This is a genomic window from Hazenella coriacea, assembly GCF_004341825.1.
GTDB classification, from domain to species: Bacteria; Bacillota; Bacilli; order Thermoactinomycetales; family Thermoactinomycetaceae; genus Hazenella; species Hazenella coriacea.
In genome coordinates, this window is sequence record NZ_SMAG01000001.1 from 451,813 (window position 1) to 465,400 (window position 13,588).

Below are 13,588 nucleotides of genomic sequence, written 5' to 3' on the forward strand. Positions count from 1 at the left end.
ATAAAGTAATTGTATCCCTTGATCATTTGTTTAAAATATAGAGACCGTATGATTTAAGGAGGTAAACATGAAAGTACCCAATCATTTACATGCCTATACACCCCATCCAAGAAAATGGGAAGATCACGAAAGTCAATTGATGATCCATACTCCTCAAGAATTTAGTTTTTCGGAGAACCTAAGCTATTTATCACGGTCGGACCAAGAATGTCTATTTGAAGTGACTAATGTCCAAATTGTCAGAGCCCTCGAATTGAACAATCACACCTCTTTAATAGAAATCCGAGCTGAAACTGAAACCAAACTAATCATTCGATTTTTAGATGGTTCGTCTCCAAAAGAATGGCAAGATCGAGTAGCTGTTGCCCACTATATCTATGAATGGTTTGATTTAGACAGAAACCTCCATCCCTTTTATGAGCTTGCCAAAAACGACCCTATATTACAAAAGCCTGTCCATCAGTTTTTTGGTCTTAGAAATATGGGAATTCCCGATTTATTCGAAGCGATCGTTTGGGCGATTCTTGGACAGCAAATTAACCTGAGCTTTGCTTATACATTGAAACGGCGATTTGTCGAGACATTCGGGAACTACCTTGTACATCAAGGAAAGAAATATTGGCTGTTTCCTAAGCCTGAGAAGATTGCTGATCTCACAATCGAGGATCTAGCAGACCTGAAAATGACTCGAAAGAAAAGTGAGTATGTCATTGGTGCTGCACAGCAGATGGTTCGTGGTGAACTCTCCAAAGAAACCTTATTAGAGGCTAAAGATATAAAAACTGCCGAGAAAATGCTGACCCGGATCAGGGGAATCGGACCATGGACAGCTAATTATGTATGTATGCGTTGTTTACGCTATCCTTCTGCCTTTCCCATCGACGACGTAGGATTACACAATTCCATTAAACATATAACAGGTGCAAAAGAAAAACCAAGTAAAGAAGAAATTCTTCAATACTCTGCATCATGGACTGATTGGGAAGCCTATGCAACATTTTACTTGTGGAGAATGCTTTATTAACTCGACTTGAATTAGTATAGAAACATTTAGTAGTGTCGAGAAGAGATTATTTACCTATCTGATTGAACGTCGGAGCTCGATTTTCCCCCTCCATGAGCTTGTACCTTGAAAAAACCTTGATGGGGTTAGATCTCCATCAAGGTTTATATTAGTTACAAACGATTCACTTCTCATTTCACCCAGTGAATCCCAACGCTTTAATAACCAATCCTTTAGTTTCAACTTGAAATCATCTTTCTTTATTTTTGATCCTCTTTTTCCATGGACGAGATACAATCAAATAGACCAAACAATAAAGGATCGGTAAAGTCCATTTTGCTACAGTAGGTAGGCAAATGGTTTCGATCATAATGATCGAGGAAAACCAACACTTAAAATATCCAAAGAAGACAAAGAAGAAATAAACAAAAATCAACTTAAAGATTGTTTTTTCCCATTTCTCCCATACTGTTGATTTATTCTCCATAACTAACCCTCTTCCTATATCCTTTTTCATCATCATACTTACTTTTTAATTTAAAATCATTATATTTATTGAAAAATAATAACAGCTTAGCTATACTAAGAATTATCTAATTAAGGATTGTACGGAAGGGGAGACATCCATGCTCATTCAACAAGGCCTCTCCGAGTTGAAACTGATTAAAAAGCGCATGGCAAAGATTAAGGAAGAGTTAAGCACTTATTCGGCTTGGTCTTCGAAAAAGAAGCATCCTTGGGGAATCAAAGGAGCAAACCAAGAGTATACTGTCAAACAAGCAGAGAAAGAAGTGCAGGCAAAGATTCAAGCTTATCATGACTTGTCACAACGTTTCTTTTTGATTAAATCTGCGATTGACCGTACCAATTTGGAGACAAAAGTGACTGTCGCTGGTAAAACATTCACTTTACATGAAGCTCTCCTATATAAAAACCACTTGATCGAAATGAATAAAAATCTAGTGGATGCCTGTGATGTCGCTATTCGGCGCGCTGAAATGGAAGTCGAACGGTATAACAATAAAAAAGATCGTGATTCTGTAGACAATGCTGATCTACTGTATCTCTTCCCACGCCAAGAGATCGAAAAGGTGAATCAATTTAATATCGAATTTATGGAGCAAGTCGATGCAGCTCTCCAGATTGCAAATGCAACGACTTCATTAATTGGAATAGAAGATTAAGTGACCCAACCTTTGCTTTCATAGCGCAGTAAACCCTAAGAAATGCTTTATATGTTGGGTCCGTTGAATTGACTATCCTGCCAAGATAGATTCCAATTCATGGACTCTCTTAACAGATTTCAGTGCTCAGTGAGTTTCCTCTATCCCTTTCAAGATAGTTGTGAAACGTTTAGTGTTTGAGTGCTTAGTGTTCTTATTTACTAGTGTTTAGAGCTTATTTGCTCAGTGATCGACAAAACCCGGTACTGACTTTCCTGACCGAGGACAGTTCGCAGCTGTTAGGGTTTGAGGTACAGGCTGCTATGAAAGCACAAAACTTCCATCTAGTAAGGTGGGAGTTTTTTTATTTACATCAATCATTTTGCTAACCCGTCACCTAAAGGATAAGAATAATGCATTTATTAAAGAATTTGATAGAAGAGATCACTTTCATGGATGTAAATAGAGGATCATGGGGCTGTCGACAGCTCCCTAAAAGACAGCCTCATGTTTGGTTCGTAGTTAATTTCACAACTATTCCGCTAATGTTTCGATCAATTGATGTTCTTTCCACATGACTGTAATACCCAGGCCAATGACCATAATAACAGCCGCGAAGAGATAAGGATAATGGATATTTACGTCAAATAGGATTCCGCCAATCGCTGGCCCAACGATATTACCTAAGCTCGTATAGGTCGAGTTCATTCCGGCAACAAACCCTTGCTCTTTCCCAGCAGCCTTTGATAAAAATGTCGTCAAAGCTGGACGAAGCAAGTCAAATGCAAGGAAGATCAGGCAAGCCACCGCCAGTACTGCTAAAAAGCCAGAGATCACAGTAGATGCCACCGCTAATATCGTACTTGTAATTAAACATAATTGGATTAATTTTTTTTCACCAAGTCGATCTACCATTTTTCCAAACATAAATACTTGGACAATAACACCGAAGATTGAACTTATTGTAATAATGACTGCAATGTCCTTTGGCGTAAATCCGAATTTATGTGAAAAAAATAGGCTAAAAACAATTTCGTATGCTGATAAACCGAAAGCGAGTACAAATACAATGATAAATGCAATAAAGTAAAGCGGATTAAATGATCTTTTGAAATCACGTATAAAATTTACTTGCTTTGTATTAGCAGAAATTTCCGCAAGCTGTTCCCTTGTTAGCGGCTCTTTTAAAATAAATATAGATGAAAGGCATGCTAAAAGGGCAATAGCTGCCGCAAAGAAGAAGGGCATACGTACACCATATTCTGCAATAAAGCCACCGATCCCAGGTCCGATAATAAAACCCATACTAATGGCTGCAGACAAATAGCCCATCGCTTTTGGCCTTTCCTGAATGGTAGTAATATCCGCAATATATGCAGTCACACCTGGCATAATAAAGGCGGCACTAATTCCCCCTAAAATCCTTGCTAAATAAAGCACTGATACATTTGTGCCTAAACCAAAGATAAGCTCTGAAACACCAAAAAGGAATAAGCCGATGATGATGATTTTCTTTCTGCCGTATCGGTCTACCCAACGTCCCCCGAATGGTGACATTAGCAGCTGTGACAGCGCAAAAACGGCTACAAGATATCCCATCGTTTTTCCTGATAAATGCATGATATCCATAAAAGACGGCATCACGGGGATGATGAGACCAATTCCTAGAAATACAATGAATATATTGCATAGAAGAATCATTAATACCGTCTTTTGTTCTTTTATTGTTTTCTTCATGTCTCAACACCTCTCTTATAAATACTATTGATGTGAAATCCCTCTCCAAAATACTGTCCAAGAGGCTTTTAATCGATCCTTGAGTCGTTTCTCATCATTGCCATATACAAGCTCTATCATAATGGAATCGACTACTCCTAAGAAGGCGAAGGTCGGCGTTTGTGCTACATCTTCGACGATTACTTTCGCATCGATCCAATCCTGAAATTTACTTTTCAGTATCACCTGCACCTTCTCCTCAAGATCGATGACTTCCTTTTCGATTTCTTTGGCAAGATGTGCTGGCGGAAAAAAAGACATACGCAACCAAAACTTTAACTGCTCATTTTTTTGGAACAGATCGATCACCAATTGTAGAAATCCGTATAAATCTTTTTCAGGATTTTGTGAATCAATATTATGGAAATATTGAAGTGTCGAAGATAACTCAGTCTCTTTCGCATCACGTAAAACTTGCAGAAAAAGATCATCCTTTCCTTTAAAATGAGCGTAAATAGATTGCTTTTTCATGCCGACTTCTTCAGCTATTAAAGAAAGGGATGCTCCTTCATAACCATGGAGTGTGAAATATTTTAAAGCTGCTTCTTTAATTTCATTGCTCTTCAATCTCATCACCTCAAATTTAACGAACGTTCGTAAGTCATATTATCAAACGGGTTAAAGATAGGCAAGTGAAAAATTATTTAGATCAGACGCTTTGAGTCATGAAGGCAATAAAAGAGGATCATCTATGTTCCATACACAATTAATTCCAGCAGAATTCGAATGGTTAACCAACTTTTCGAGATCTACAAATATATAGAAAAGAAAAATCGCCCCCTCAAGTCATCCTAGAAAAAGCGACATATTTCCCCTTAACTATGAACTACTCAGCTGTTTCCCAAAAAAGTGCTTTAACGCTACATAAACTTGATTCTTCTCATGGAGCACAAAGGATTTGAATTTTGGATCAGTTACCAAATTAGAATTAATAAACGCTTGCAGTATAGATGATCGTCTGTTTTACTGATATAAATAACCATAAACCACATCCATAAACGTCAAAAAACACCTAGTTAGGTATTTTTTGATTCATCACTTATCTAATAAGTATCCAGCTTGAGTAAATCTCGTTGACCTTCGATTGAGTTATGAATCGCTTCAAGTTGATTAAAATTACTGTAAGGAATCTCAATCTCGCTCTCTTTTGTCCACAAATATACAGGATGGTTCATAGCTTGTGGATGAAGATAAGTTTCCCATAACCATTTGATATGGGTATAGCAACTTTGTTGAGGACATTTTTTTTAGAGCTAGAAGTTTTATATACAATGACATTTTCGCTCATATTCCAGACGCAACTATTCAAGATGATCAGATCCGATTTATCGAAGCACAAGAAAAAGATTATTCAGATCATTACTTCATGGATGTCAAAATGAAGCTGGAAGACAACCAGTTTTTATATCTCAAATGGGATTTCTTAAATCAAAATGATTGGATTGTACAATATTATGAAAATCTATTTAAAAACTACGATTTAACCGGCTTGGAATATATCAAAAAAATAAAAGAAACAAATAATGCATATCCTTTAGATTGTCCTGATTGGTTACATTCAGCCATACAAAAATCTCAAAATATTATATTAACCAACTATAAAGATGGACATCAAGTTAATCCAATTGATTATACAGAAAGTGCACTATTAGACTTAGCAGGCATGCATGGAAGTTGGCCTACTACTAAAGAAGTAAAAAAGTTACTTTTAGAACGTTGGTATCAGCTTAAAATTCCTGTGAAATCTAATGAATATGCTTAAAAAGGTCCTAGCATGGTACTATATCCCTTTAGGAAGTGATGAAAGTAATTTATCATTTACATAAGTTACATTCATATCTCAAAAAACGAATTATCATTCGTAGGAAAAAACGGTATAGACAAATCAAAGTAATCTCATCGATCAGGGCATTTTTTCGTGCTGGATCAATGGTGATTGAATCATGGATCTTAGGCGAAAAAGCGAAATGGGACTATCAATATACCAAGACTCATAGCCCTATCGAACGTAAACTATACAATGCTCTAAAAAACAAATACAGACCTAAAACACAAGTAAAATGTGGAAGGTATTCTATCGATATTGCAATTCCAAAATATAAAATCGCAATTGAAACAGATGGTAAAGCTTATCATTCATCCTATAAGCAAAAGAAACATAATCGAGGTAAAACCCAATATCTCGAAGGGTTGGGGTGGACAGTATTGCGTTTTAGTGGATCACAAGTGAATGGAAAGATGGGATTGGTGATATTTCAAATAGAAAAAGCCGTATTAGCATACAAACCACCACTCTACAAACGATTAGGTAAGAAATTACGAAAAGCCCTATTTCGTTTATAGTCAGCGGGATTATCTTTATTTGTGTACAGCAATAGATTAAACCGCTTTAACTAAAATTTTTCCCAGTTAAGGCGGTTTAATTACCTCTAGTTGCTGATGACTTCAATCTGAATGTGTTGAATGAGAGAGCCAGGCACCTTTATCACAACTTTCCGAGAGTCATGAATACGCTGGTCAAATTCTGAGGAGTCCCCTGACTTCTCAGAATTATCCTTTGCCGCAGCAATTTCATTTTTTGTGACACCTGTGCTTACTCCTTTGGCTATTGCCATTTGAACGCACAAATTCATTATTTTTTGTAATCTTTTTTTTGGAAGTTCGAGATATAAACACCACAAAATGAATTGTTGTGGTGTATTGTCTGAACCACAACCTATGTGGAACTTTCTGTGACAACTTTCGCAAAGGGTTAGACCATTCCATTTATGATACTTAAGCTCAGGGTATTTACTTTGAGAGTATAGATGATGGGCAGTAAGTTCCTTAATACTATCACATACTCTACACTTGTTCCCGTCTTTTTTTCAAATGAATTTTGACCAATTTGGATCCATTGACACCCCTCTTTTAATATTCTTTTATCTATCATTCCCTGGATGAATTATTTTAGTCAGATTAACAAAATGATTTAGTATAGTCGAAAAACTATAAAGATAGTAACTTAATAGGAGTTGTTTTTGTCCTAGTTATAATCAATGGTATAGAATAGATATTAGCTTTTAAGATGCTTTAATGGTCTTTTATATACAGAGGTAGCGAAAGCTGAAATCTTTTCAAATGGTGGAAAAATCGCTCTGTGCTACCTCTATTCCAATAAAAGCAAGAAAAATTCCACTAGAAAGTAGGTAATCTTTTGGAAAATAAAACGGATAAAGACAATAATTTAGAAATTATCATATTAACCTTTGTTTTGGTAATTATCGGAATAAAGGTATTGGTTTGTTTGCTCATGTACGTTGCTTTTCCATTAATAATACTGTCGTTAGTAGCTACACTCTGTAGTTTTAACTATCGTAAATGGCTTTGTAAACAAAAAGGACTTACCAAATTACATTTCCTTAATCCAGATCGTCCATTATTTATGGCTGGACTAACACTCCTTTTGTTTATCCCCTGTGCTTTAGCTTTTATTGTTGACTATAAAATATGGCCAGCATTCGATCTAAGTTCTGATCTGACTTTCGTTTTTATAGGCATTATATTAATTGTCTACTTCGTTTTTGCTCACTCTCATATAGCTAAGTATTTTTTCAAAAGCGGCAAATAGGACTTAGAAAAGCAGGAAAAAATAGATTTTTGTAGCATCTATTAATAAAAAAACAAAGGAGTGAAATTGATTGTTTAGCTATTTAAGACGTTTTTTTGATTACTTCGAGATCTTTATTTTTATTTTAATTTTGTATGGAACAACTTATGTTTATCCTCCTGCTCAAGAGACAATAAGAAGAGTTATAGAATCACATCGAAACCTATATATAGAATGGATAAACGTTTTGATGAGTATTTTTACTGTAATGTTTACTGTTGGAGTTTGTCTAATTATCATTACTATGTTTTTTCTTTTCATTCTTAAAAGGATTGATGTTGATTACAAAAATGATGAAGGACCGCTTTTCGGAAAAACAATAGGCACTTTCGTCAGGAATGGTTTTTGGTGGAGTGTAAACTTATTACTATTATCTAAGTTTTCCGGTTTAAGTGAAGTTTGGGACTACTGGACTAACTTTTATTATGGTGTTGTTTTCAGTAAAACAGTCTATAATATCTTAATTGCACTGATTGGCGCCCTTTCCTTCTGGATCTTATATATGATTTATAAGAACTATACTAATGAAATGAAAAAACGTTTAAAAGGAATGTTTAAGAAAAATAACTAATAAGGAGGTGTTTTTGTTGAGAATACCATTTGGATTTAATCAAAGGGGAGAAAAAGTTCATATTGATCACGCGACCAAAAAGGATCAATACACTTGTATTGAATGTGGACAGCCTTTGATCGTTCGAGATGGATTGATTATGCCAAAGTACTTTGCACACTTTCAATCACAAAAACTATGCCCTCTACTTACTTTTGAAGGTAGTTCAAGCTTTGATAATAATTCAACAGGTCCAGCTGATGGAATTCATCAGCATTTCCCAGAATGGATGGCATACATACGAGCATTAGAAAAAGGAGAAACCGAAGAAGCCGCAAAACAGTTAACTAAAATCACCCCTAGTAAAAAGTGTCGTGAAAATCTCTGGAATAAGCCTTCATTGCTAGTCCGACCTCTTAGCGTGTATTTTTCTCAAATTGATACCGTTACCCCTAATAGTCACCTTTTATTTTAATCGCCAAACTCAACTGGCTATGATTGAACAGTCTCGTGCCAATTTAAAGGAACGAGTGATTGAGAAACGAATGATTCTTTACCCCGAAGTGGAACAAATAATTGAAGATATAGGAATTCTTTATCCTGATTTTTTACATACAGATGATTGGAACGATACAGTATCTCATCTAGATCAACTATATCAAGAAAATAAATATTATTTGTCTAGGAGTCTTCGAGTATATGTATCCAAAATTTTGGTTTTTGTGAAAGCTAATCACGATGAAGAATTGTCCTCTGAAAAAGTAAAAGAAGCTGAAGAAAAACTCTCTGCCAAACAGAAATTGAGAACTGAGACTTATCTTTAAACTATACTATTTTTAACAATCCGGTAACTTAAAACAAAGGATTTTGATAGAAACAATCAGTATAGTTTTGTGGACACACCTTAGTTAAATCTTTACAATCAAAAAAGGAGAATATGTCCAAATGGAACGGAAAGCAAATAGGTAGAATTCATTCTAGACAATTGGTACAAGAAATTAGTAGCGAATATAGTAACTATTTATAAATGGATCTCGAATCATCATATTGGTGAGAAAGGTTATAGTCATATTCGCAAAAAATAAAGGATACAGAATTATATTCCATTCCTCGAGAATAATAAATAACACTATGCCATCTCTACCTTTGTTTTTAGTTATAGGACATTAGGATCAGATAATTAATGTATACAAATCCACTTATTTCTGATTATTATTAACTCGATACGAATTTATGAAATTGGAGATATGAAAGGGGGATCGTTACGAAAAAACTAAAAATGTAATAAAACTCTAATAATGACTAAGTTGGTGTTTATAGCTTATCTAATAATTCATTATTCAATTGTATATCTGGTTAATGGTGCTGCAGACAATTAGGAGTAAAGGAGAAAATCCTCACTAACGGAAGAGTTTTATATGTTTTTTCGTAACGGTTTATTGTAAATGTCAATTAGAGAAATTATTCAATTCGGAGATCCGAGATTAAGAAAAGTCTCGAAAGAAGTAATGGATATTACACCTAAAATATTAACATTGCTAGATGATATGCGTGATACATTATATGCATCAGAATCAGGTGCTGGATTAGCAGCAGTACAAATAGGTATCCTTAAACGAGTTGTAGTAATGGATTGTGGTGATGGATTAATTGAACTTATTAACCCAGTAATTTTACAAAAAGATGGGGAGCAAATAGGTCCAGAAGCTTGTCTCTCATATCCTGGTTTTTGGGGTAATGTTAAGAGAGCAAATTTTGTTTCTGTTAAATATCAAGATCGGTTTGGAAGTGATAAAGAAATTCAAGCAGAGAGTTTTATTGCAAGATGTTTACAACATGAAATAGATCATCTCAATGGAGTTTTATTTATAGATCATGTAGAAAGTGGTAATTTTTATTTTAACAATCAACCTGCAGATTTACTATCAGCAATTAAAACAAGTAATACTCTCTAAATATTCAAAGCTCAATTCCTTAAGAGGGATTGAGCTTATTTATCCTTCTATTTAATTATTGGTTGTATAGTACACTAAAATCGATTCTATCTGCTTCTTTATCTGCCTGTAGCAATTCATCATAAAATAACACAAAAGTATCTATTAGATTTCTCAAGGCCAACATCCCATTTCTTTTTGAATAAGAATTAAATTCAATTGGGAAATTACTTGCTGGATCACCAATTAGTTGAAAGTTATAGAAAATCTGATCAAATATATTATGAAACTCCTTATATTGTTTGAATTGCAGTAGACTATTCAATACAGAATCAATTCTCCAACAATCATAGAAACATAATTTTAAACAAATGAGAAAAGAAGTAGGATCATTTAAACTAAGAAATAACATATGATGTTTAATAGCTGTATTGGCTGGAAGAGGCATAATATTTTTTAATTCTGTTTCATTTATATTAAGTTTAGCTAGATTACTTTCTAAGGTCTCTGGTCTAACTTTTAACATCCTCATATAGCATTCTGTTAAAAAATATTTTCGTTCAGGGTTATCCTGCCAAGATAATATTGGTACAATAAAATCAAACATATTAACATAAAACAGTATTGTTTCTACTGCAAAACGTTTAACCGTTACTATGGGTAAATCACCTTGTAACAATTTAAGAAAAAATGGATGTTCATTTAGTTTATCTATATGTATATTTTCATATTTATTTAAGCTTAATAATATATCTTTTGTCACTGAAATTCCTCCTTTTATAAAAAACGGGGAAATGGGTTAGTTTCGTTACTGTAATATTCAAAGATTTGCTCTCCCCAGTTACGTAAACAATAAAAAGAATTTCTAACACTTTTTAGAACACGATGACGTTCTTCTTTTGTTATATATTCTATTGTGTTAAATAGGTTTCTAGACATCAAACCATGCTCTTCTTGAATGTTAATATCAGAGTGAATCTTTTGGTATTTAATAAAGTCCTCAGGAATTCTATCTGAATATTTTCTCAAGTCAATAATATAGGCATCTTCTATATAAGGACTTCCTTCAAACATAAAAAGAACTGCCATATAGGACAAAGGATCATTAAGAGAGTATGCTGTCAACATATTATTTAGTGCGGCAGTGCAAGGAAGAGGTACTGATTGTATAATATCTTCCTCTTTAAAGCCAGCAGATAGTAAGGCTTTCTTTAAAAACTCATCATGTTTATATTCTTCTACAAAGAACTCGTAGATTAGTTCTTTAGCTTTAGTATTAAGACTATGCATCATAGATGGGGTAATACTATCTTGAGCTCTAAAGGTCACATGATAATATTCAAATGCAAAGCCGTATAATAATCTTAAGTCAGCTTTACCTGAGCTGATAGCTTTAGTTAATCTTGTAGGTTCATGTTGATTAACTAAATAGCGATATAAATCTTCACATAATGTCATAAGCTCTAATCCTGAGTTTTTAAAATAAGGATCATTACCTTCAGTTAACAAGGATATTTGGTCTAATGAAATTAGTAAATCAAAAACGTCATCAGAATCCCAGGAACAGACTCCATTTATAATTTCATCTACTGAATTTTCACCATTTACTAGCTCGATAAATTCTAATACATCTTTTTTATTTAATTCCTCATTTGCAATAGCAAATTCATCACCAAAAGATTTAATATGAACCCCATTCTCCACCTCATAAAATTTACAGCTATTCCTAAATTTAGGCTTCTTAAATAAAAACTCATAAGACATAATTTTCTTTCCTCCTTACAAATATTTTTTTAATAAATTTCTACAAATAGTAATATCATCTAATAAATCATTAAATGTATTATAGTCAGAGTCTCGTTCAATAACTATTGCTTTGCAAGAAGTTTTACTCAATATCCATTCGGTTAATTGGATTAAATACTCATCAATACCACCGGAATGAGAATCAAATAACTGATTATATATTTTTTTATATCCTGCAATGTGTAATTGTTTAATACGATCCCTAGGGATGTTGTTCAAATAATAATAAGGATCATAAGAAAAGTTTGTAGCATTAATTAGAAGATTTGTTACATCTAAGAGTATCCACGTGATCATAACCGAACAGGAGTATAAAAACTCAAAAAAGTTGGTAACTCAATATGAAGAGAATGAAAAGAACCAAATTCATGCACTCAAAGAAAAGGGATTGACTGAAGAACAAATTAACTTTGTTTTGTCTCCATCGCGTCATCACCATGAACAAGTAAAATGGGAAATTGAAGAATATGAGCGGTATCAAAAGGGGGATTTTTCTAATATCAGTCATGCAGCTGGTATTGGAAGACTTCTTGTTGCACTCCGAATTTATAAAAGATGTACACAATCTGAACTTGCCAAACGATTAGGTGTTTCACAAGCTCAAGTTTCAAAAGATGAACGCAACGAATACCATAATGTATCTCATAATAAAATGTTACAAGTTCTTCAGGCTTTAGAGATGGATTTTCAGATCATCCCTCAAGATTTAGCCGCTGGAAAAGTAGATCCGATTGAAATGAAAAAAAAGTAAAATAAAAGCCAGCCCACTCCACACCAATCTTGGATCTCTCTTCTTCTTCAGGATAAACTCCTGTCTGTTCCTCAAGTACTCTCATTTGCGAGTAGACATCGACCGACTGCTCAGGAAACCCCAAATTAGTACCTACAATATAATGATAATCATATGTATCTTCTTCTACTCCATCCATCCTATTTTGATAGACTTCTTTTAGTTATGAACAAATAAGTTATAGATGGTCTGATACAATTTATAAGTATGAGGCAAGATGGCATACTCGTACTCCAGGAGCTCCTAAAGAGCAAGGGAATACTTGGGTTATACAAAAGACAATTCCAGGGCAAGGGGCTAGAAAGCCCGCAAGTTATTTTTTAGTTGGTAAAAATGAATGGATTGAAGGTTATAAATGGTATGCTGCAGTTAGTGCAAGAAGATCAGGCACTGCTACTCCTCAGCAAATAAATATCTTGGATCAAGGACATTGGCCCGCTCCATAGGAGGTAAATAAATGGATGAGATAAATGATAGATATTATAAAGGTTTTGAAGGCGAACCAGAAATTCAATTCATTTATACTTTGGATAACGAAAAAAAATCTATACTCAAGATATGGATTGGGTATTTTGAAACCATCATGGATGCAATGATCACGGGTGAAGGAGAACTGACTGGTTTAGTATATTATTATAGTTTGCATGAAGGTTGGTACGATGAAAGCCCATGGCAAATCCCGAATTCAAGTGAAGCTATCGAACATTTTAGTAAGGTTAGAATTGAAGATTTGGAGCAAGAAGTACAACAGACACTGGGAGATGTTATTAAAGTACTCCCAGAGGTAATAAAGGAAATAGTTATTCATCTGACAAAAGCAAGGGATTTACAGGAAGCCGTCTATATCTCATATGAGTAGCTTCTAATGGCATTCTAAGAAACAAACCGAGTCACTTTTCAAGCAGATATATATTATT

Annotated in this window: 20 protein-coding genes; 11 read left to right on the forward strand and 9 right to left on the reverse strand. The window is 34.2% G+C overall.

Going from position 1 to position 13,588, the window contains the following annotated elements; translation table 11 throughout:
• Positions 1-67: 67 nt before the first annotated feature.
• Positions 68-1,024 (forward strand): DNA-3-methyladenine glycosylase family protein, encoded by a 957-nt coding sequence (locus EDD58_RS02145; protein WP_131923188.1) that lies wholly within the window; start codon positions 68-70, stop codon positions 1,022-1,024.
• Between the two features lie 229 nt (positions 1,025-1,253).
• On the opposite strand, the gene EDD58_RS02150 is transcribed toward EDD58_RS02145, so the two are convergent.
• Entirely contained in the window at positions 1,254-1,490 is a 237-nt protein-coding gene (locus EDD58_RS02150; RefSeq protein ID WP_131923189.1) for a hypothetical protein, read from the reverse strand.
• A 139-nt stretch (positions 1,491-1,629) separates the two neighbouring features.
• On the opposite strand from EDD58_RS02150, the gene EDD58_RS02155 reads away from it, so the two are divergent.
• Positions 1,630-2,187, forward strand: coding sequence for a hypothetical protein (locus tag EDD58_RS02155; protein ID WP_131923190.1), 558 nt, complete (start codon positions 1,630-1,632; stop codon positions 2,185-2,187).
• A 513-nt stretch (positions 2,188-2,700) separates the two neighbouring features.
• Here the strand turns inward: EDD58_RS02155 and EDD58_RS02160 are convergent.
• The 3 genes from EDD58_RS02160 to EDD58_RS15210 form a co-directional block, all read right to left on the reverse strand.
• A complete protein-coding gene (locus EDD58_RS02160; RefSeq protein WP_131923191.1) occupies positions 2,701-3,903 on the reverse strand; it encodes an MFS transporter in 1,203 nt (400 codons plus the stop codon).
• A 24-nt stretch (positions 3,904-3,927) separates the two neighbouring features.
• Positions 3,928-4,509, reverse strand: a complete 582-nt coding sequence (locus EDD58_RS02165; RefSeq protein WP_131923192.1) for a TetR/AcrR family transcriptional regulator — start codon at positions 4,507-4,509, stop codon at positions 3,928-3,930.
• Positions 4,510-4,985: 476 nt separating this feature from the next.
• Positions 4,986-5,117: a hypothetical protein gene (locus EDD58_RS15210; protein ID WP_279389084.1), complete on the reverse strand. Its 132-nt coding sequence runs from the start codon at positions 5,115-5,117 to the stop codon at positions 4,986-4,988.
• 203 nt (positions 5,118-5,320) lie between these two features.
• Here EDD58_RS15210 and EDD58_RS02170 point away from each other — a divergent pair, with 203 nt between their 5' ends.
• Complete coding sequence (locus EDD58_RS02170; RefSeq protein WP_165875751.1) at positions 5,321-5,704, forward strand: hypothetical protein; 384 nt, start codon at positions 5,321-5,323, stop codon at positions 5,702-5,704.
• Between the two features lie 38 nt (positions 5,705-5,742).
• Positions 5,743-6,285: an endonuclease domain-containing protein gene (locus tag EDD58_RS02175; RefSeq protein ID WP_243648618.1), complete on the forward strand. Its 543-nt coding sequence runs from the start codon at positions 5,743-5,745 to the stop codon at positions 6,283-6,285.
• 86 nt (positions 6,286-6,371) lie between these two features.
• On the opposite strand, the gene EDD58_RS02180 is transcribed toward EDD58_RS02175, so the two are convergent.
• A complete protein-coding gene (locus EDD58_RS02180) occupies positions 6,372-6,557 on the reverse strand; it encodes a hypothetical protein (protein ID WP_131923194.1) in 186 nt (61 codons plus the stop codon).
• A 581-nt stretch (positions 6,558-7,138) separates the two neighbouring features.
• On the opposite strand from EDD58_RS02180, the gene EDD58_RS02185 reads away from it, so the two are divergent.
• The 5 genes from EDD58_RS02185 to def all read left to right on the forward strand — a co-directional run bounded on the left by EDD58_RS02185 (position 7,139) and on the right by def (position 10,096).
• Positions 7,139-7,552, forward strand: a complete 414-nt coding sequence (locus tag EDD58_RS02185; protein ID WP_131923195.1) for a hypothetical protein — start codon at positions 7,139-7,141, stop codon at positions 7,550-7,552.
• A gap of 70 nt (positions 7,553-7,622) precedes the next feature.
• The gene (locus EDD58_RS02190; protein ID WP_131923196.1) at positions 7,623-8,162 is read left to right on the forward strand and encodes a hypothetical protein; all 540 of its coding nucleotides are present in this window, start codon (positions 7,623-7,625) and stop codon (positions 8,160-8,162) included.
• A gap of 16 nt (positions 8,163-8,178) precedes the next feature.
• A complete protein-coding gene (locus EDD58_RS02195) occupies positions 8,179-8,616 on the forward strand; it encodes a competence protein CoiA family protein (protein ID WP_131923197.1) in 438 nt (145 codons plus the stop codon).
• A gap of 19 nt (positions 8,617-8,635) precedes the next feature.
• Positions 8,636-8,965: a hypothetical protein gene (locus tag EDD58_RS02200; protein ID WP_131923198.1), complete on the forward strand. Its 330-nt coding sequence runs from the start codon at positions 8,636-8,638 to the stop codon at positions 8,963-8,965.
• 621 nt (positions 8,966-9,586) lie between these two features.
• Positions 9,587-10,096: a peptide deformylase gene (def, locus tag EDD58_RS02205; RefSeq protein WP_131923199.1), complete on the forward strand. Its 510-nt coding sequence runs from the start codon at positions 9,587-9,589 to the stop codon at positions 10,094-10,096.
• 55 nt (positions 10,097-10,151) lie between these two features.
• Here def and EDD58_RS02210 read toward each other — a convergent pair whose 3' ends face one another.
• Genes EDD58_RS02210 through EDD58_RS15320 form a run of 3 tightly spaced genes read right to left on the reverse strand, consistent with a single transcriptional unit; the run spans position 10,152 to position 12,178 of the window.
• The gene (locus EDD58_RS02210; protein WP_165875753.1) at positions 10,152-10,838 is read right to left on the reverse strand and encodes a thiaminase II/PqqC family protein; all 687 of its coding nucleotides are present in this window, start codon (positions 10,836-10,838) and stop codon (positions 10,152-10,154) included.
• A 14-nt stretch (positions 10,839-10,852) separates the two neighbouring features.
• The gene (locus tag EDD58_RS02215) at positions 10,853-11,839 is read right to left on the reverse strand and encodes an iron-containing redox enzyme family protein (RefSeq protein WP_131923201.1); all 987 of its coding nucleotides are present in this window, start codon (positions 11,837-11,839) and stop codon (positions 10,853-10,855) included.
• Between the two features lie 15 nt (positions 11,840-11,854).
• The gene (locus EDD58_RS15320) at positions 11,855-12,178 is read right to left on the reverse strand and encodes a multinuclear nonheme iron-dependent oxidase (RefSeq protein ID WP_131923202.1); all 324 of its coding nucleotides are present in this window, start codon (positions 12,176-12,178) and stop codon (positions 11,855-11,857) included.
• 31 nt (positions 12,179-12,209) lie between these two features.
• Between EDD58_RS15320 and EDD58_RS02225 the strand changes: the two genes are divergently transcribed.
• The gene (locus EDD58_RS02225) at positions 12,210-12,632 is read left to right on the forward strand and encodes a helix-turn-helix domain-containing protein (protein WP_165875754.1); all 423 of its coding nucleotides are present in this window, start codon (positions 12,210-12,212) and stop codon (positions 12,630-12,632) included.
• Here the strand turns inward: EDD58_RS02225 and EDD58_RS14735 are convergent.
• Complete coding sequence (locus tag EDD58_RS14735; RefSeq protein ID WP_165875755.1) at positions 12,574-12,810, reverse strand: hypothetical protein; 237 nt, start codon at positions 12,808-12,810, stop codon at positions 12,574-12,576. The two genes, EDD58_RS02225 and EDD58_RS14735, sit on opposite strands and share 59 nt — an antisense overlap.
• Positions 12,811-13,128: 318 nt before the next feature.
• Here EDD58_RS14735 and EDD58_RS02230 point away from each other — a divergent pair, with 318 nt between their 5' ends.
• The gene (locus EDD58_RS02230; protein WP_131923204.1) at positions 13,129-13,530 is read left to right on the forward strand and encodes a hypothetical protein; all 402 of its coding nucleotides are present in this window, start codon (positions 13,129-13,131) and stop codon (positions 13,528-13,530) included.
• The last annotated feature ends 58 nt before the right edge of the window (positions 13,531-13,588 follow it).